Annotated in this window: 14 protein-coding genes and 1 pseudogene; 13 read left to right on the top strand and 2 right to left on the bottom strand. The window is 47.8% G+C overall.

The genetic code is table 11. The annotated features are described in order from the left end of the window. The first annotated feature begins 170 nt into the window (after positions 1 to 170). The 5 genes from AC1TPC_RS14780 to AC1TPC_RS14760 all read left to right on the top strand — a co-directional run bounded on the left by AC1TPC_RS14780 (position 171) and on the right by AC1TPC_RS14760 (position 6418). Positions 171 to 2663: a bifunctional diguanylate cyclase/phosphodiesterase gene (locus AC1TPC_RS14780; protein ID WP_482067592.1), complete on the top strand. Its 2493-nt coding sequence runs from the start codon at positions 171 to 173 to the stop codon at positions 2661 to 2663. A gap of 169 nt (positions 2664 to 2832) precedes the next feature. Beyond that, a complete protein-coding gene (locus AC1TPC_RS14775) occupies positions 2833 to 3360 on the top strand; it encodes a sigma-70 family RNA polymerase sigma factor (protein WP_482067591.1) in 528 nt (175 codons plus the stop codon). A 57-nt stretch (positions 3361 to 3417) separates the two neighbouring features. Continuing rightward, positions 3418 to 4596, top strand: coding sequence for a hypothetical protein (locus tag AC1TPC_RS14770; protein WP_482067590.1), 1179 nt, complete (start codon positions 3418 to 3420; stop codon positions 4594 to 4596). Next, complete coding sequence (locus AC1TPC_RS14765) at positions 4593 to 5546, top strand: ABC transporter ATP-binding protein (protein ID WP_482067589.1); 954 nt, start codon at positions 4593 to 4595, stop codon at positions 5544 to 5546. Before AC1TPC_RS14770 ends, AC1TPC_RS14765 begins: the two co-directional genes overlap by 4 nt. Then, positions 5543 to 6418, top strand: a complete 876-nt coding sequence (locus AC1TPC_RS14760) for an ABC transporter permease subunit (protein WP_482067588.1) — start codon at positions 5543 to 5545, stop codon at positions 6416 to 6418. Before AC1TPC_RS14765 ends, AC1TPC_RS14760 begins: the two co-directional genes overlap by 4 nt. A gap of 42 nt (positions 6419 to 6460) precedes the next feature. Here AC1TPC_RS14760 and AC1TPC_RS14755 read toward each other — a convergent pair whose 3' ends face one another. Beyond that, positions 6461 to 7147, bottom strand: a complete 687-nt coding sequence (locus tag AC1TPC_RS14755; protein WP_482067587.1) for a hypothetical protein — start codon at positions 7145 to 7147, stop codon at positions 6461 to 6463. 153 nt (positions 7148 to 7300) lie between these two features. Here AC1TPC_RS14755 and AC1TPC_RS14750 point away from each other — a divergent pair, with 153 nt between their 5' ends. Both AC1TPC_RS14750 and AC1TPC_RS14745 read left to right on the top strand, forming a co-directional pair. Then, positions 7301 to 8356: a LacI family DNA-binding transcriptional regulator gene (locus AC1TPC_RS14750; RefSeq protein ID WP_482067586.1), complete on the top strand. Its 1056-nt coding sequence runs from the start codon at positions 7301 to 7303 to the stop codon at positions 8354 to 8356. Between the two features lie 143 nt (positions 8357 to 8499). Next, positions 8500 to 10692, top strand: a complete 2193-nt coding sequence (locus AC1TPC_RS14745) for an alpha-galactosidase (RefSeq protein WP_482067585.1) — start codon at positions 8500 to 8502, stop codon at positions 10690 to 10692. Between the two features lie 113 nt (positions 10693 to 10805). On the opposite strand, the gene AC1TPC_RS14740 is transcribed toward AC1TPC_RS14745, so the two are convergent. Beyond that, positions 10806 to 11105 (bottom strand): hypothetical protein, encoded by a 300-nt coding sequence (locus AC1TPC_RS14740; RefSeq protein ID WP_482067584.1) that lies wholly within the window; start codon positions 11103 to 11105, stop codon positions 10806 to 10808. A gap of 305 nt (positions 11106 to 11410) precedes the next feature. Between AC1TPC_RS14740 and AC1TPC_RS14735 the strand changes: the two are divergent. From AC1TPC_RS14735 to AC1TPC_RS14710, 6 genes and pseudogenes are all read left to right on the top strand, one after another. Then, positions 11411 to 11671, top strand: a pseudogene (locus tag AC1TPC_RS14735) (MerR family transcriptional regulator). Between the two features lie 175 nt (positions 11672 to 11846). Further along, a complete protein-coding gene (locus AC1TPC_RS14730; RefSeq protein ID WP_482067583.1) occupies positions 11847 to 13622 on the top strand; it encodes an ABC transporter ATP-binding protein in 1776 nt (591 codons plus the stop codon). 301 nt (positions 13623 to 13923) lie between these two features. Further along, positions 13924 to 14634 carry an MIP/aquaporin family protein gene (locus AC1TPC_RS14725; protein WP_482067582.1) on the top strand — a complete coding sequence of 237 codons (711 nt, stop codon included), beginning with the start codon at positions 13924 to 13926 and terminating at the stop codon, positions 14632 to 14634. 32 nt (positions 14635 to 14666) lie between these two features. After that, positions 14667 to 16169, top strand: coding sequence for a glycerol kinase GlpK (gene glpK / locus AC1TPC_RS14720; protein WP_482067581.1), 1503 nt, complete (start codon positions 14667 to 14669; stop codon positions 16167 to 16169). Positions 16170 to 16383: 214 nt separating this feature from the next. Further along, positions 16384 to 16923 (top strand): glycerol-3-phosphate responsive antiterminator, encoded by a 540-nt coding sequence (locus AC1TPC_RS14715; protein WP_482067580.1) that lies wholly within the window; start codon positions 16384 to 16386, stop codon positions 16921 to 16923. A 333-nt stretch (positions 16924 to 17256) separates the two neighbouring features. Next, positions 17257 to 18654, top strand: coding sequence for an LLM class flavin-dependent oxidoreductase (locus AC1TPC_RS14710; protein ID WP_482067579.1), 1398 nt, complete (start codon positions 17257 to 17259; stop codon positions 18652 to 18654). The last annotated feature ends 30 nt before the right edge of the window (positions 18655 to 18684 follow it).

Genomic DNA, 18684 nt, shown 5'->3' with positions numbered 1-18684 from the left:
GTTATACAGAGCGACTAAAGTAGTTTTTTGTCGAATTATATAGTGTTTTTATCCTATTTTTATCATTGTGCTGGATGCAAATTGTCAAGTATACTAGAACTAAATCATAATTTGACAAATTACGTCGTTTTTTTTTGCTTTCTCCGACAACAAGGGGCTGATAGATTGAGATGAGAAAGATTAAGTTAAGCATTGCTCAAAAGTTAATTTTATCTCTTGGCCTGCTTGTTATTCTTTCATTTGGAATTTTAGTACCCGCCCACCTCAATAAGCTATACCATTCGAACCTGCGTGAAAGCGAGCTTATCGCTCAGACGCAGTCGATAGACTACATAAATCCTTTCTCCAATTCAATGGATCAGACAATGGCGATGCTGAGCACGCTTGAAGAAACAATGCTTCAGAGGAATAAATATGGTTTGCAAAATCGGGAATTCATCGTCAATTTGCTGCAGCAGGTGCTAGGGAAGCATCCGGAACTACTAGGCGTCTTTACGTTGTGGGAGCCTAATGCGTTTGAGGGGGAAGATGAGCGCTACCGAAACATGAACAGTTACGATGATGCAACGGGGCGCTTTATTCCCTATGTGGTGCGCAAGGACGATTCCATTCAAGTCATCGCAATTAAAGACTATGAGGATAAGATGAAAGGTGTCTTTTATCAACTGCCAAAAAAAGACAAGTCTTTCTCATTAATAGAGCCGTACTCTTACGAAATTGATGGCAAATCAATATTGATGACATCGCTAGTGCTGCCCATTTTGGATGAGCAAGGCAAATTTTTAGGGGTAGTAGGAGCAGATTATTCACTGGAATCGGTGCAGAAGAAAATCGAAGGTTTCCGGCCGCTTGGCGGTTATGCCAGCATTGTAACGACCAAAAATAAATATTTGGCTAACGGCAGCAATCCAGCGCTTGTGAATACCCCATATCTTCTATGGGAGGGTATTGATGAGCTGGAAGCAATGAAAGGGACGAAGCTTAGACTTAGCTATACGACCGAACCTGGTGAAAGCGGGACTGTACTGCGGATGTTTTATCCGATTCTAATCAATAATGTTCTTTGGCATATTGAAACGGTTATTCCCAAAAAAAATATGCTCTCGGACTATTATAAAAGTTTGAAAGAATCGATTCTCATAACAGCATTTGCCCTGCTTTTAATGACGTTCGTGATGGTACTTCTTGTTCGGAAAATCATCTTGGTGAATATTAATAAGGTTGTGCAGGCAACCTATGCTTTCGCTATGGGAAAAGAAGAGCATCAGCTCATCATACATACGAATGATGAATTTGAATTTATGGCGAAGCATTTCAATAATATGCTTGCCCAGAAGAAGGAAGCAGCGCGTCTGATCGAGTACCAATCGAAGCATGATTTAATGACCGGCTTGCCCAATCGGTACGCTTATCGTCGCTATATGGAAGGGATAGTTGCGGAGAACGCTAGGACACAGGGGCCAGTTGCGTTGCTCTTCATCGACCTTGACCGATTCAAAATGATTAATGATACGCTTGATCTCGCGATGGGCGACCAATTGCTCAAGGAGATAGCAGCACGGATCGTGAGTGCAATTGACGGCGGCGGAAGTGTATTCTGGTTCGGGGGCGACGAGTATATTGCGCTGTTGGAAAACACAATTCACCTCCACCAAATCACCTACATAGCGGAAGAAATATTGTCGATTATTTCCGAGCCTGTTAAGCTCAAGGATCGGATCTTCTATATAACGGCAAGCATTGGAATAAGCATTCACTATGAGTTAAGCGCAAGCACTGCGGACCAGCTTGTTAAGGAAGCGGATATTGCGATGTACGTCGCCAAGAAAGAGCGCAACACATGCAAAATTTATACTTCTTCCATGAATGATGTGCCGAAGAAGGAGCTGATTCTTGAGAACAGCATGTTCAAGGCGCTTGAGATAGGCCAATTTATGCTTTATTACCAGCCGAAGATTGATGTAGCTTCCGGAGCCATCTATGGAGCGGAAGCATTAATACGCTGGAAGCATCCAGAGCTTGGCATGGTTTCCCCGCTTGATTTTATCCCAATTGCGGAGAAGACAGGCTTTATTATCCCGCTGGGCGAATGGGTGCTGTACACAGCTTGCCAGCAAATTAGCGAATGGGAGCGGATGGGCTTATCGCTGCTGTCGGTGAGCGTGAATATGTCGATGATTCAATTCCAGCAGAAGCAAATCGTCCATACGATTGAACGGATTATTTCCGATGCGGGCATTCGCCCTGAGCAGATCGAGCTGGAAATTACAGAGTCGATCTTCATGGACAACCCCGCGCATACGCTCAAAATATTGCATGAGCTGCAGCAGCTTGGCGTTAAGCTGTCGCTTGATGATTTTGGCACCGGCTATTCGTCGCTTAGTTATTTGCAGAACATTCCGCTGCATACGCTGAAGCTCGATAAATCGTTTATTAACGGCATTGTAGGCGATTTTAAAAAGCAGATGATATTCAAATCCGTCGTCGTCATCGCACATAATTTGAATTTGCGCGTCGTGACCGAAGGCGTCGAGACGCAGGAAGAGCTGAGTATCATTTCCGATCATAATTGCGATGGGGTTCAGGGCTATATTTTTAGTCCTCCCGTTCCTGCTCCTCGATTCGTTCAGATTTTTATGGAGCATAATAAGCAAGAAGCTTAACAGACTACCGTCTCGCGTCTAACGTGGAGGCGGTTTTTTTTCATAGCGGAATGAAGGAAATAGCCCTTTTTATTTGGTAAAATAATATTTTTCACAGAAGCTGTTACAAAACGATGGAAGATAACGTCTTCCTTATAGCTTGAGCAAAAAATGCAAGGAGGACAACGGAATGGAACATTCGGCGCCGGATTTGTTTCGTCAACAATTTAATCAGCATTATCCGTCGGTAAGACGCAAGCTGATTGCGCTTATTCGCGATGAAGCAGCCGCTGAGGATCTCGCCCAGGAAACATTTCTAAGGCTCTACCGGACTCCGCCGGATCAGCCTGAAGCAATCGGAGGCTGGCTTCAACGAGTACTGACGAGGCTGGCCTATGACTATATGGATAAGAAAGCGCGCGAGCGCGCACTGACGCAAAAGCAGGAGCAGAGCATGCTGGCGCAGCCGCAAGCGATGCCCTCCCATGAGGAGCGGGTTATCGACAAGGGCGAGCAGGAGCAGGTTCGGGTGTGGCTCGATTCATTGCCCGAGCGTGACAAGCAGATGCTGCTGCTGCGATATGAGGGCTATAGCTATGCGGAAATTGCGGAGCAGCTTCAAGTGCGCCAGCCTCAGGTCGGCACGATGCTGCGCAGAGCTGGAGAGAGACTGAAGCGGAATGCACTCAAAACAGAGGGTGCAATGTCCAACGAGTAGAGTGACCATCTATGAAGCTTGGTTAGATCGGTCAAAACCTTTTAGGAGGAGTTCAAAATGACAACCAACGATGAAAATAATAAAAAAGAACAAGAGCAAACGGCAGATGCATGGGCTCGACTTGAGAAGCAACTGCTTACTGCAGAGTGTTCGCCCCTCTGGGAACAGTGGGAGAAGCAAGGGCATCTTGCTCAGGATGATCATCATGTGCAGGGGACATCGGCAGCCCCAGGAAGCTTGCAAGCACAGCCGCAAGGAAGATTGCTCCCCGTACAGGAGCAAGTGAATTCCGTACCGCTGGGAAGAGTGCGCGTTCAATCAGGCGAGTCTGCAAACAAGCCAAACAAGGGCAGAGCAGCCCGTCGCTGGATCAAAAGAAATATAGGCAAGACAGTGGCGGCTTGCGCCGCCGCGCTCATCACCGTTGTGATCGCCACACCTTCAACGAATGAAGTGCTGGCGGCATGGCTCAATACGTTTCGTATGGATAATGTGATGGTGGTGCAGGAGGATGATTTGGTTACGCTTATGAACAGCTTTATAAAAGAAGGCGAAACGCTCGAAATGTCTAACCGCTTCGGCGAATTTGAACAAATTTCGCATGGAAGCTGGCAGAAGCTGACGCCTGAGAAGGCTGCTGAGCAGTTAGGCTTTGCCATTCCGGCAATAACCGTTGCTGATAAACAGGGCATCGATATTTCGTCGACCTCCTCGCAAACGTTTAAATTCAGCTTGAAGGTGGATGAAATCAACAGCACGATGAGCAAGCTAGGCGCGGATAAGCTGCTGCCGTCTTCCGTAGATGGCAAAGAAATCACTTTTTATACGGGCAGGGGCACGCAAATCTCCTATACGTCTCAGATGGAAGGTTCCTCTGAGCCGCGCGCTTGGATTAACTATTTGGAGGTGCCGACGATTAAGGTCGATCATTCTGTTGATGTCAAAGATGCTTTCGAGGCCGTCATTCGATTCCCGGCGCTGCCTGATCATTTGCGTGACTCGCTTATGAAAGCCTCCAACTTGGAAGATGGCCAAATCCCGCTGCCGCTCCTGACAAGGGGAGATCCGAAGAAGATCAGCATAAAAGGCGTCGATGTTTACGTGGAGAGCAGTGAAGACCATAATTCTACTACTGCGGTGTGGCTGGAGAAGGGCTATATGGTGACAGCAGGCTTCGAGAATTATGGCGATGCCAAAAAAGTAGAATCCGAAATCGCCGAGCTGGTCCGCTCATGACCGCATATGCGATAGAAACGAGCCTTTTAAGCAAGGATTATGGTGACGGGCGCGGCTGCCTTGACGTGACGTTAACCATTAGACAAGGGGAAGCCTTTGGCTTCCTCGGTCCTAATGGAGCGGGCAAAAGCACGGTCGTCAAAATGCTCACCGGTTTAATCCAGCCTACCTCAGGTAAAGCTCAACTATTCGGCCATGCTTCCGGCACTATCGAAGCGAGGCGAAGATTGGGCTATTTGCCTGAGTTGTTTCGTTATCCGGACTGGTTGACCGGCGAGGAGGTGCTTGCCTTTCATGCGAAGCTATGCGAGCTGGATCGTGTCCATGCCAAACGCCGCATCCATCAGCTGCTGGACGAAGTTGGCATCGGCAGCCGAGGACGAGACCGGCTTAAAGGCTATTCCAAGGGCATGCAGCAGCGGCTTGGTCTTGCATGCGCATTGCTGGGTGATCCCGATATTGTCTTCCTCGACGAGCCGGCTTCAGCGCTTGATCCGGTTGGCCGGCATGAGGTGCGGCAGCTGCTTGCAAGGCTTAGAAGCCAAGGGAAGACGATCTTTCTTAATTCCCATTTGCTTGAGGATGTGGAGCATTTATGCGATACGGTCGCACTGCTTAATAATGGTCAAGTGCTGGCGGAGGGCAAGGTAGCAGAGGTGCTTCGCACACAATCGAATTTTCGACTGCGAGTCAGCGGTTATACACCGCTCGCGCCTGAGCGTATACGGCAAATGCTTGGGGAAAATGTTGTTGTATCCGAAAAAGCGGCTGGTGACGGTTCCGTTTGGCTGGAACTGGCGCTTGAGGATGACGAGCAGATTGGCTTGGTCAATTATATTCTTATCGAGTTAGGGTTAACGCTATATGAGGTTGGCAAAACCCAATCCCGTCTCGATGAGTGGTTTCTGCAAGCCGTAACGGGTCTTGAGCATAGGGGGGAACGCAGATGATCGCGGTTTGGGGCTTAACGTGGAAGGAGCTTATTCGCAAGCGCGTGACGCTGATGACGATCATTATGACGGTCATATTTTGGGTCGCCTATTGGTTTGTTGCAGATGCAATCGCGGGCGAGATGCAGGATCAAGCCGTAGAGTCTTCGGTTGATTTCATAAACAAGTTTACAAGCAGTGCTATGATGCTGACACTCGGTTTTTTCTTTGGGGCTTTTGCGGTTTCTTTTCTGGCTATATTCAGCTCGGTTGCCGCTGTGACTGGGGAGGCGGAGCAAGGGGTTCTGCAATCCGTACTAGCAAGGCCTATTCAACGCTGGAGATGGTATATGGGGAGATGGCTTGGCTTCGTTTCGTATGGAGCGATGTACGCTATTCTATTATTTTCGTTAATAATTGGGATTTGCTGGATAGAGACAGGTGTATTGTTTGAACTGCCTGTTTTGTTAAAGTCGTACGTACTATTTGCTTCTGTAGTACCGCTGCTAGTCACGTTAACGATGGTTGGCTCTTGTTATCTTAGCCCATTAGGAAACGGTATCGGCATGACAATGCTATTCGGAATGGGTTGGCTAGGCAGCACAATCGGGCGTCTTATGGGAGTCAGAAGACCAGAAATGGAAGGGATGCAGACGATTGAGACGATAACCGGCTTAATTAAGCTGGTGATGCCGGCTGATGCTTTGCAGCAGCGGATGTTAAGCGAGCTGTTCTCTATTAAAGAGCTCAGTGGTTTGATTGACATCAACAGGGAGCTTAGTACGTTTTCAATTAGCGGTGCGCCTTCAAACTCTTTTTTAGTCTATTGTGTCATTTATACGGCAGCTATGCTTGCTTTAGGCTTGCTTGTTATCAAACGAAAAGATTTCTAAAGCATGCTGCCCCCGGAGTGCAAGGGAGGCAGCATTTGTTATTTAGATCGTCCACTGCGAATGAACAATTGCACTCACATACCAAGCTCCGTTTAATTCCTCAAGCACTAGAATAAGGCTCTCCCAATCCATGCCCCCATACTGGGGGTCAAAGCCGCTGAAATAATAATCCATTACATAGCTGTCCGGATAAACATCCTTAATATTGACGATCGTATTGCCCGTACCTATGATTTGGTCCTCGCCTACGGTCTCCGGATTAATAAAATCTTGATCATACACAAACTTGTCGTAATACTGCTGGAAGGTAAGCGCAATCGGTTCGCCTGAGCCGTCATAGGAGCCCCATTGATGAACAGTCGTGTCCGTTAATGCCGGCAAGCCAGTGGCTGGAAATACTTTGGCAGTCGCATTATCAATATGCGCGTAGGGTGAGAATAATAGACCTTTACCCGGATGAATATAAGCTGCAAGTGTAGTCATATCCTTTTCCTTTAATGCCAAAATAACAGCAGCTGCCGCATCTTCAGGAGTTGCTGCCTGCTCAGGCCCGCCATCATTAACTTTGCCGCTGGTAGTTGGTGTCGGCTTAGCAGCATCGGTGCTTTGATTTTGACCCGTATTCGTAGTTGTTCCTCCATCGCCCGGAGTGGTGTTCGTCTGGCTTGCATTCGTACTGCAGGCGGATAGAAGCAGGGCTAGTGCGAAAACAGCTATCAACTTTTTCATAAGCGATTCCCCCATTGTTGTAAGTTTTAGTGTCTTCATCAAGTCTGACGTTAATCGTACACAAAAGTTGCATGGGTACTTGTGGTATTTATTGTTGTCTGCTAAACTGTAAATATTATTTAGTAAATTTATTAACTAAACATGGAGTGTGGAATGGCGACGATAAAAGATATTGCGCAGGAGGCGGGCGTTTCGGCTGCCACTGTGTCAAGAGTTTTGAACAACGATATGACTTTGGCAGTAAGCGAGGAAACGCGGGCCCGCATTTTTAGTATTGCCGAGCAACTGCAATATAAGCCTTCCAAGCTGCGCAGAATGAAAAAAGAAGAGCAGCTCTCTCGTCAGCAAATTGGCCTTCTCATGTGGTCGACGCTTGAGGATGAGCATGAGGATCCTTACTTTACTTCTATTCGCAAAGGGATTGAGACGCGCTGCGAGGAGCTGGGAATCAGCATTATTAAAGTGCTGAGAGGCAATAGCCGCGTAGAGATGCAGCCCGTGCATGAGCTGGACGGTTTAATCGTTGTGGGCTCGATCGAAGAAAACGATGTGCGTCAGCTGTACAATAACGGCAATCGAATCGTTTTCGTCAATCATTCGAATGAGCTGAACGAATACGATACGGTGAAGCTTCATTTTGAGCAGGCAACTAGAGCGGTTGTCTCTCATCTTAGAGGGCTGGGGCATGAAAAAATAGGCTACATCGGCGGCAATGATTATGTGCACCGGCTGAACAGCCTCTATGAAGGAACGGAAAACGACGAGCCGCGCCGCGTATTTTTCGAGAAGGCGCTGCGCGAGCAGGGATTATATGATGAAAGCTATGTGATGAAGACCTATTGGTCCTCAAACAGCGGGTATGAAGCGATGAACCGCCTGCTGCAGCAAAGCTCGCTTCCTACGGCTTGCTTTATAGGGAGTGATCCGATGGCAGTCGGCGCGCTTCGGGCGCTGCATGAGCATGGCATTAAAGTGCCGGAGGATATGGCTATTGTCGGCTTTGACGATATCGAAATTTCCGCCTATCTGAATCCACCGCTAACAACCGTTCGCGCGCATACGGAGCATATGGGCCGAGCGGCGGTACAGTTGCTGCTTGAGCGTATTGAAGGGCGGGAGGCGGCTATTCATATGACGATCAACACGACGCTCATCGTTCGGGAAAGCTGCGGCAGTTCGTTGAAGGCTTCGGACACGTCGATTCGCTGAAAAGAAGCAGATTAACAGAGAAATTCCCTCTCATGCTAATAAACATTGGCTAGTTTCAAAAAGAGCAGTTCTAGCAGAATCACTTGAGGTTGTTCAGCTCAGTTCAGAAGCACGTCTTCTCAAACTTTTAGGAGGTTATTATTTTGACTATTCAATATGATCAGCAGCGTTCGTTATTTCATTTGCAAGCGAAGGACACGAGTTATGTCATCCATATTACGAAAACAGGCTATCTCGCACACATCTATTGGGGCAAAAAGGTGCGCGGCGTACAGCTGGAGCGCTTATTTGAACTAACAAGCCGCGCATCCTTTACGCCTAGCACGGAGCTTGACCAATTGGAATTGTCGCTCGATACGCTTCCGCATGAGTATCCGGCTTATGGCAACTCAGACTTTCGGATGCCGGCTTTTCAAGTCAAGCTGCCTAACGGCACAACCGTAACGGATTTGCGCTATGATTCATATCAGATCATCAATGGAAAACCTGCACTTGCCGGATTGCCGGCGACGTACGTGGAAAGCGATTCCGAAGCGCAGACGCTGGAGATGACACTCAAGGATGATCTGACCGGCTTGTCAGTTATTTTGTCTTATACGGTATTTGAAAACTTTGATGCGATTACCCGTTCGGCAAGAGTCGTCAACAACGGAAACGACACGCTGCAGCTGCAGCGTGCATTCAGCATGAGCCTTGATTTTGCGCATGACCGGTTTGAAATGCTGCAGCTCTCCGGCGCATGGATTCGCGAGCGGCATATTCATAGACGCACGCTCGTGCCAGGCTTGCAGTCAATCGAGAGCCGCCGCGGCTCAAGCAGCCATATGCAAAATCCTTTTGTCGCTTTGCTGTCGGAAGGCTCTACGGAGGATCATGGTGACGTATACGGGGTGAACCTTGTATATAGCGGCAACTTCACTGCCGGCGTAGAGGTGGACCAATTCCATGCTGCGCGTCTATTCATAGGCATCAATCCGTTTGATTTTAATTGGCAGCTGGAGCCGGGCGAGCAATTTCAAACGCCTGAGGCAGTAATGGTTCATTCCGAGCATGGGCTCGGGGGTATGTCGCGCAGCTTCCACGACTTCTACCGCGCACGCCTCATTCGCGGAACGTTCCGTGACCAAACGCGTCCGATTCTCGTCAATAACTGGGAAGCGACGTATTTCAACTTTAACGCGGATAAAATCGAAGACATCGCCCGCGCAGGCCAAGAGCTCGGCATCGAGCTGTTCGTATTGGATGACGGCTGGTTCGGGAAGCGCGATAACGATACCACTTCGCTTGGCGATTGGTTCGTAGACCGCAATAAGCTGCCTAACGGCTTAGAGGATTTGGTCAGCCGCGTGAAACGTCTCGATATGCAATTCGGCCTATGGTTTGAGCCGGAGATGATCTCGCCGGAGAGCGAGCTGTACGAAGCGCATCCCGATTGGTGCCTGCATGTAGAGGGGCGCAGACGTACGCAAGGGAGACAACAGCTTATTCTGGATATGTCGCGCAAGGATGTGCAGCAATACATCGTGAAGTCGATTTCGGACATTCTTTCAAGCGCGCCGATTACGTACGTGAAATGGGATATGAACCGCAATATGACGGAGATCGGCTCGGCGCTGCTGCCAGCAGAGCGTCAGCGCGAGACGGCTCACAGATATATGCTTGGCCTTTATGCTGTGCTAGAGGAAATCACGTCATCGTTCCCGAACATACTGTTCGAGAGCTGCTCTGGCGGCGGCGGCCGATTCGATGCGGGCATGCTGTATTACATGCCGCAAACGTGGACAAGCGACAACTCGGACGCGGTATCCCGTTTGAAAATTCAATACGGCACAAGCATTGTTTACCCTGTAAGCTCGATGGGTGCTCACGTATCGGCGGTGCCTAATCATCAGGTTGGACGCATCACCTCGCTTGCGACGAGAGGAAATGTCGCGCTGTCGGGCAATTTCGGGTACGAGCTTGATTTGACTCAGTTTACGGAAGAAGAGAAGAGCGAGGTTAAGGAGCAGGTTGCGCTATACAAGGATGTACGCCATCTTGTGCAGTTCGGAGATTTTTACCGTCTGCTTAATCCGTTCGAAGGTAATGAAACGGCTTGGATGTTCGTTTCCAAAGACCAAAGCGAAGCGTTTGTTGTCTTCGTTTCTGTGCTGCAAGAGCCGAATCCGAAGCTCAATCGCTTCCGCCTGAAAGGGCTTGATCCGAATCGCGATTACAAGCTGCATGGCGAAGAAACGGTGTATGGCGGCGATCAACTGCTTTATGCTGGCCTAGCGACTCCGCAATTTTTTGGCGACTACTCGAGCAAGGTGTACCGTTTCCGCGCAGTGGAGTAAAGCCGTATAGCGTTGAATCGAATAAACTATCGCATAAACAAAAAGGGCGTCTCAGAAGTTGATTCAACTTCCGGGATGCCCTTTTTTTTGCTTTGTATGTAACCTTGCTTCGATTAATACATGTTAGAAGCAGTTGTTGCTGCCGCAGCGACAAGAATGATAAAAATGATGGCATAAATGACAAGAGCGATTGCAGCCCATATCAAGGACGCTTTAAAGAAGTTCTTTTTGGTTGGATTGCCTTCGCCAAATGCCCATACGAACATCATGATAATGTTTACGATCGGAATGATCATAACAAGGGTGATGAGCATCCATTCTTTTACTGTAATAACTGGGGAAACAGGCTGCTGCGGATGGTAGTCGTATCCAGGCACAACCGTATTTACTGGGGGCTGTTGGTAGTGATCCATTTATTTCTCTCCTTTGATTTGTTGTTTTTGTAACATTTTGTTCACAAATTTATTATATATAAATTCCCAATGTTTACAACACTTATTTTTGTAAAAAAAGAAGCATATACAAAAATATAATAAAGATTGTACTAATTTATACAAAAAAATAAAAACGGATATTGTCAAATGAAAGGGAGACTACTATTCTATTAATCTTTAATTTTACATTTTAAGCAGTCAAGTAGTCATAATAAATGATGAAAACCTCTTGCCCTTGACGCTGCGTCAAGGGTTATACTCTATTCCAGAGGAGGGAGTAACTGGTGGAAAAAGATTCTCTTTATGCAATAGGCGTTTTCGCCAAGCTTACCGCGGTAACTGAACGGACACTCCGTTATTATGATCGCAAAGGGCTGCTAAAGCCGTCCAGCTGAAATGCGCATGGACATCGTTTCTATACCGATCGGGATTTGATTCAGCTGCAAAAAATATTGACGCTTAAATATTTGGACTTCTCGCTTGAGGACATTGCTGCTTATTTAGCTAGGCCGGAGGAGGACTTGCAGCATTCGCTTGCCTTGTAATATGTCAGTGGATTTAATGAAGAGGAGCTTGCGCAAATAGAGCGGCTCGACGATCCTTCGCACTCGATTGACCCTATTTTATTTCCAAATGCATTCACGAAGGATGAAGAGACCTTTCTAGCCGCAGTATTCGAGCATCTTGAAGCTTTGAAAACGATTAAAGAGGGGAAATCAAATGAAAATTAGCGCTGAAGCTGAGAAAGCTCAGGCAACTGCCAGCGTATCGCAATTTTTCAAGCTGATTGCAAAGCATAAGCCAGCTACTATTTTGATAGCAGCCGCCATTGTATTAGGGCTTGGAGAGACGCTGCTTTCGCTGCTCATTCCGTTATTGACCAAAAATTTAGTTGATGAACTCTCGCAATCTACGATCGAGACGGCTACATTTGTTGTGCTCGGTGCTGTTTTTTTGGCTCAGACCATTATGTCAGGGTTCACGGTCTACACCATGTCCTATGTTGGCCAGCATGTTATTGCCGGCTTGCGGCGCGAGGTATGGGAGCGAGTGCTCAGGCTGCCTGTTCCATTCTTTGATCGCAACAGCTCTGGGGAGACGATGAGCCGCGTTACGAATGACACGAATGTGATAAAGGATTTTATTATCGGCCATGTCATTTCTTTTCTGGGCGGCATTATTTCGATTATCGGCGGCGTGACTTTATTGCTGATTATCGACTGGAAGCTGACGCTGCTTATGCTGATTGCCGTTCCTGCTGCACTGCTTGTACTATGGCCGCTTGGGACCAAAATGTTCAAAGTCTCCAAATCGATGCAGGATGAAACGGCACTGTTTCAAGGTGATTTAGGCAGAGTGCTTTCCGACATCCGCCTTGTGAAGGCATCGCTTGCGGAGCCCGTTGAACAGCGCCAGGGCGGCTTGCGAATATCGCGGTTGTTTACATTTGGGCTGCAGGAAGCGAAAATTATGTCCGTTGTAACGCCATTAATGATGACTGTAATGCTGCTCATTCTCGTGATCTTAATTGGATACGGCGGAGTGCGAGTAGCGCAAGGCACCTTAACAGGCGGCGAACTCGTTGCCATTATTTTATATATGTTTCAAATTGTCATGCCGTTTACGCAGATGGCTTCGTTTTTCACGCAATTTCAGAAAGCAATGGGTGCTTCCGAGAGAATTTTGGAGCTGCTGGGAGAGAAGGAAGAGCAATCTGGCGAGGCAAAGCCTTCCAAAGCATACACTCAAGAGGAAGCCCAAAAATCTTTGATCCAGTTTGATCGGGTAAGCTTTGGGTATTCGGAGGACCGGCCGCTGCTGCATGCAGTCTCCTTTCAAGCTAGGCAGGGGCAAGTAACCGCATTTGTAGGTCCGAGCGGTACAGGCAAGACGACGTTATTCTCTCTGATAGAGAGATTCTACAATCCGACCGAGGGTGAAATTTTGTACGCGGGAGAGTCGATTGCGTCGATGCGGCTGGAGGATTGGCGCAAACGAATCGCATATGTATCGCAGGACAGTCCAATGATGCAAGGCACCATTCGGCATAATCTCACTTATGGGTTGGAGCAAGTGGAAGAGGGGCTTATAAACGAGGCGGTGAAGCAGGCGAATTTAACATCGTTTATTCACTCGCTTCCAAACGGCTATGAGACGGAGGTCGGAGAAAGAGGCGTTATGTTATCTGGCGGCCAGCGTCAGCGGCTGGCAATAGCTCGAGCTATTTTGCGAAATCCCGATATTTTGCTGCTGGACGAAGCAACGGCACACTTAGACAGTGATTCCGAACAGCAGGTGCAGGAGGCTCTTCAAGGGCTGATGAAGGCGAGGACGACGTTAGTTATCGCTCATCGCCTCTCGACGATACGCGGCGCTGACCAAATTATTATGCTGGAGAAAGGCGAAATTTCCGGTCAAGGCTCACACGCGGAGCTGCTCGAGGGCCACCCTTTATATGCCAAGCTAGTTCAGCAGCAGTTCAGCGCCCGTGATTGAAGCGGCCTATCTCTCGTTTGCTAGCTAAGAAGTAATTTTCAGTCAATGAAAGGGTTTACAAACTAGCATATGCTATGTATAATACGAAACAAGTGAATATGATCTGCTGTGAGAAACTGAGAACAGCCATTATGTAGCACCTGCAATTGTCCTTTATGAGGAACAAGCGCAGGTGTTAAATGATGGCTGTTTATTTTTTTTGGAGGTGATGCAGCCGTTCTCGAGGCGTAGATTGCGTTTATCTTTAGCTAAGAAGAGTATGTTCTTCTACTTAATACTTATAATATGGGGGTCAAATACAATGTCCGCTTTTATGGCAGAAATCATTGGAACAGCACTATTAATTTTACTAGGTAATGGCGTAGTTGCTGGCGTATTATTAAAGAAATCCAAAGCCGAAAACGCAGGCTGGATCGTCATTACATTGGCTTGGGGCCTAGCAGTTGCAGTAGCGGCATATTCTGTAGGAGGCTTTAGCGGGGCGCATTTAAATCCTGCATTAACGATTGCGCTTGCAGTGGCAGGCAAATTCGAATGGAGTCTAGTGCCGGGCTATATTCTTGCACAGATGATTGGCGCATTCTTGGGCTCGGTATTGGTATGGCTGCACTATTTGCCTCATTGGAAAGAGACGGAAAACACCGAGCTAAAGCTAGCTGTATTTGCTACAGGCCCTGCGATTCGGAATTTTGGTGCCAATCTGATCAGCGAAATTATTGGCACATTCGTCTTAGTGATTGCGATTATGGCAATCGGGGCTAACAGCATGGCCGATGGTCTTACGCCTCTTATCGTTGGGTTTTTGGTGGTGGTTATTGGTCTTTCTTTGGGCGGGACAACGGGGTATGCGATCAACCCGGCACGCGACTTGGGTCCACGGATTGCGCACTTTGTATTGCCGATTGCGGGTAAAGGCTCTTCCGATTGGCGTTATGCGTTCGTTCCTGTCGTTGGCCCGATTATTGGCGGCGTGCTTGCTGCAATTTTCTATACATCTGTATTTACCGGTTAATAAACAAAAATAAAAATGCGGAGGTTTTTATAATGGAAAAAAAATATGTGCTTGCTCTTGATCAAGGGACAACCAGCTCTCGTGCAATTTTGTTCGACCGTGAGGGCAACAATGTAGGAACGGCTCAAAAGGAATTTACGCAAATTTATCCAAAAGCAGGCTGGGTTGAGCATGATGCGATGGAGATTTGGGGAACGCAAAGCGGCGTAGCCCGCGAGGTGCTTGAAACCGGAGGCGTCAGCCCGCAGGAGATTGTATCCATCGGAATTACGAACCAGAGGGAAACGACTATCGTTTGGGATAAAAACACCGGCAAGCCCGTTTATAATGCAATCGTGTGGCAGGACCGCAGAACCGCTGAAATATGCGATAGCTTGAAGGAAAAGGGATTAGAGACATATATCCGCGAAAATACGGGTCTCGTAGTGGATGCCTATTTCTCGGGGACCAAAGTGAAATGGATTTTAGACAATGTAGAAGGTGCTAGAGAGAAAGCGGAGCGAGGCGAGCTGCTATTTGGTACGGTGGATACTTGGCTGATTTGGAAATTGACAAGAGGACAAGTCCACGCAACTGATTATACGAATGCGTCCCGTACGATGTTGTATAATATTATGAATTTGAGCTGGGACGAAAAGCTGCTGGAGGAGTTGAACATCCCGCTATCCATGCTTCCTGAAGTGAAGCCTTCCGTAGGACTTTACGGCGTCACGGATCCGCAGACGTTCGGCGGAGCAGAAATTCCGATTGCCGGAGTTGCGGGTGATCAGCAAGCTGCGCTATTCGGTCAGACCTGCTTCGAGTCCGGCATGGCCAAAAACACGTATGGCACCGGCTGCTTTATGCTGATGAACACCGGAACGAAAGCAGTTGCTTCCAAATCCGGATTATTGACAACGATCGCTTGGGGCATGGACGGCAAAGTGGAATATGCGCTGGAAGGAAGCATTTTCATTGCGGGGGCAGCGATCCAGTGGCTTCGTGACGGTCTGAAGCTGTTTGATTCTGCATCGGATTCCGAATATTACGCTGGCAAAGTGACGGATACGGATGGCGTTTATGTGGTACCGGCATTTGCGGGGCTTGGAGCGCCATACTGGGATATGTATGCAAGAGGAGCGATGTTCGGCCTGACGCGCGGCACTAAGAAGGAGCATATCGTTCGGGCTACGCTCGACTCTATGGCTTATCAGACCAAAGACGTGCTTGGCGCGATGGAGAGCGATTCGGGCCTTAAGCTCCAGTCCTTGCGGGTGGATGGCGGGGCAACGGCAAACAATTTATTGATGCAATTCCAAGCAGATATACTAGGCGTGCCTGTACAAAGACCTGCGGTCACGGAATCTACTGCGCTTGGGGCAGCATACATGGCAGGAATTGCGGCAGGCTTTTGGAAGAAAGAAGACATTGCAGGACGGGCAAACGGGATTGCAACCTTCGAGCCAAAAATGGAGGAAGCGGTCCGCAGCAAGCTGTATAAAGGCTGGAAGAAAGCAGTTAACCGGACGATGGAATGGGAGAAGGATGAAGAATAGAAGCGATAAAGCTTAAAAGATAAGCCATTCACTTTTGATACGGCGGCGTTTTAGACAATCCACATCATTATCTGTTCCTTTTGTAATGAGGGGTGGATAAGAGATGTGGATTTTTTATGAAAAAAATGTAAATATTTTAGAAATAGGCTATAATTTAAGTTCTTACATTGGATTCCTAATTATGAAATAGATCACGCAAGCAAGGAGGGGAGCTATGATTCAGGATACCGTTATACCGGCTGTTCGAGGCTTTAAGGAGCTAGAGAAGGCTCTGGCATCGCCGCAGGAAATCATTTTTTTGCTGGAAGGCGAACTGATTCAATTGCAAAGCATCGTACAAAGCGTCAAGAGCGCCAATAAGAAAATATATCTCCACTTGGATATGGTAAGAGGCATTAAAGATGATGAAGCCTCGATTCATTTTTTGTCCAAAAGCATCAAAATCGATGGGGTGATCAGCACAAGAACCTCCTCATTGATTAATGCTAAAAAGTATGGCCTTAGCGCGATACAGCGCGGATTTATCATTGATTCCCACTCGATGAAGACGATTATAAATTCTGCGAAGCATGTGAAGCCTGATTACATCGAAATTTTACCGAGCTTCTCTCATCCGAAAATAGAGGCTATAAAGAAAGAGACCGGGGTAGATATTATTTTGGGCGGATTTATTGAGAAGAAAGAGGATTTGCCCATCTTATTTGGCGCAGGTGCTGTAGCTGTATCGACAAGCAGAATGGAATTGTGGAGTTAAAAGAAAAAGGCAGGTTTTAAAAAGGGGTATCCCAAGAGTAGCAGCTAACTACTAAGGGTTAACCCCTTATTTGCCTTGTTTGATGAAATAATCGCGTTCCCGTTGATTGCGTAATCGAATGGGTTCACTGTAAATAAACGAACGCATTGAAATATTGTATATAGAAATAGAATTTATCTATTATGGGAGCGATTGACTGCGTTTGAACGCAGGTGATAGACTCATCTCTATAAATCCAACAAAACCTATTTGAATTATGTAATATCTAAAAACAAAGCTTAGCTAAGGCAATCATATGCCTATTTCAATGAAATATGAGGGGTGGAGAAAGATATGGCGGTGCAAAGAAAACTAAGATTGGGTGCCATATTGCATGGTCCAGGAGGCAACTTCGCAGGCTGGAGACATCCAGATGCCGCAGCGGATGCGAGCGTTAATTTTGAATTTTATAAGCAGCAGGCAATTAAGGCTGAGGAAGGAAAATTTGATTTTGTGTTCATAGCGGACGGCTTGTACATCAACGAGAAGTCGAATCCCCATTTCTTGAATCGCTTCGAGCCGATTACGATTTTGTCCGCGCTTGGCGCTGTCACTTCCAAAATCGGGCTGGTCGGAACCTTGTCTACCTCTTACAGCCAACCGTTTACAGTATCCAGACAGTTTTCTTCCCTTGATCACATTAGCGGCGGGCGAGCGGGCTGGAATGTCGTGACGTCTCCCCTCGAAGGTTCGGCGCTCAACTACAGCATCCCGCTTGAGCAGCATCCCGACCACAGCAAGCGCTATCGCATTGCTGCCGAGTATTTGAAGGTGGCTCGCGGCCTATGGGATTCATGGGAGGATGATGCATTTGTACGCAATAAGGAAACCGGTGAATTTTTTGATAAAAGCAAGCTGCACACGCTAAACCACGAAGGCGAGTTTTTTTCCGTCAAGGGGCCGCTTAATATCGCGAGATCGAAGCAGGGCCAGCCGGTCGTATTCCAAGCTGGCTCATCGGAGAGCGGAAGGAATCTGGCAGCCGCCTCTGCTGACGCTGTATTTACGAATCACGAGACGCTTGAGGAAGCGAGATCATTCTACCAGGATGTGAAGCGTAGAGCGGCTGAGCTTGGACGCTCGCCCGAAGAGATTCTTATTTTTCCGGGGATTGGCGTTATCGTAGGAGCGACAGAGGAGGAAGCGGAGCGCAAATACGAAGAGGTTGCACGCTTGGTCAGCATTGATAATGCGCTCGATAATTTGGGGCGGTTTTACGAGCATCATGATTTCAAGCAGTATCCGCTGGACGGACCGTTCCCTGATCTCGGCGAGCTCGGCAAAAACAGCTTCCAAAGCACGACGGACAAAATCAAGCGGGAAGCGAAGGAGCATGGCTTAACGCTGCGTCAAGTCGCGCTGCGCGCGGCAACGCCAAGAACGCCGTTTATTGGAACCCCTGAGAAGGTTGCCGATCTAATTCAAGAGTGGTTTGAGCAGGGAGCGATCGACGGATTTATTATCGGGGCGGGCGTACCGACAGGGCTGGACGAATTTGTGGAGCTTGTCATTCCGGTACTGCAGCAGCGCGGCTTGTTCCGCACCGATTACGAAGCGGATACGCTGCGCGGCAACCTAGGCCTAGAGATTCCAAGCAATCGCTATACCGAACAGCGTCTTAAGCAGTTGGAATCCTTGGAGGATCAAGCGGCCTCTGAAGCAGCGGCAGCGCAAACAAACGGAGCTTTTTAACTTAAACAGAATGAACAGGGGAGAGATTGA

It is taken from the genome of Paenibacillus sp. Y280 (genome assembly GCF_056786335.1).
The sequence above is the reverse complement of the archived record's forward strand: the minus strand, read 5'-3'. Positions and strand labels throughout refer to the sequence as shown.